Source organism: Corynebacterium sp. HMSC29G08 (genome assembly GCF_001806875.1).
In the GTDB taxonomy this organism is placed as follows: domain Bacteria; phylum Actinomycetota; class Actinomycetes; order Mycobacteriales; family Mycobacteriaceae; genus Corynebacterium.
Map to the genome: position 1 here is coordinate 1 of NZ_KV786208.1, position 763 is coordinate 763.

General features: G+C 53.6%; 2 protein-coding genes. Both read left to right on the forward strand.

The annotated features are described in order from the left end of the window. Nucleotides 1-542: hypothetical protein (locus HMPREF3101_RS11995; RefSeq protein WP_168160134.1), on the forward strand; the 542-nt coding region annotated here is incomplete at its 5' end. A 5-nt stretch (nucleotides 543-547) separates the two neighbouring features. Beyond that, nucleotides 548-763, forward strand: a 216-nt coding sequence (locus HMPREF3101_RS12220; RefSeq protein WP_210386139.1) for a hypothetical protein, incomplete at its 3' end; no start/stop codon positions are given.

Sequence of the window (763 nt, forward strand, 5' to 3'; positions counted from 1 at the left end):
ACGCCCGCCAGTTTTCCCATGACGTGCGCACGGTTGATGATGCTACGCGTTTTGCATTTGGCAAGGTAGAGCACCAGTTTGTGGATCCGGCTACCTATTACCGCCTTGTATCTACCATCGGTACCGAAGCAAACGCAATAGATCCACCTGGGATCTTGCCGCCATTGCCTACACCACCTCAGGCCATCAACGAAGGCACAGGAGGTATGTTCCATTCCTTGCGGTATTTAAACCACCTCACGGAGGCAGACAAAAAGATGATCAGTCGTGTTGGCGGGCCAATGACGGCAATCCCAGGAATTGCCATTGAGTATGACGCAGCCAGGGAAGAAGGCTACTCCCACGACACAGCGCTCAAAGCCGCAATCGCCTCCAACATTGCAAGCTCAGCTGGCGGAAGTTTGGGAGGGATGGCGGGAGGAGCCCCTCTCTATATGTTCTTCTCCTATGCAGCAGGTTATGCCGTGGGTGATGCGGTGAAGCGAGCGAGTGATGAGCTGGTGCCGCCGTATCGCACCAATGTTGATGGGTTGGAGCTGTAGGAACAATGTCTGGCAAACTTCCGCAACCCCAGCCTGTGATGGGTCTCCTCTACAGTGCAGTGATGACGGTCATGGCGTGGTTCTTTTTTACGGAGTTTTCTCGGGTGTACCGATATGACTTTTGGCTTTCACTGTCGTATCTCATTTGGGGTTTTGGTTCAATACTGGGTTTCCCCGCATTCTTTCTCCAGGTGGCTCGTGGGCCGTTGTGTATCACTCGG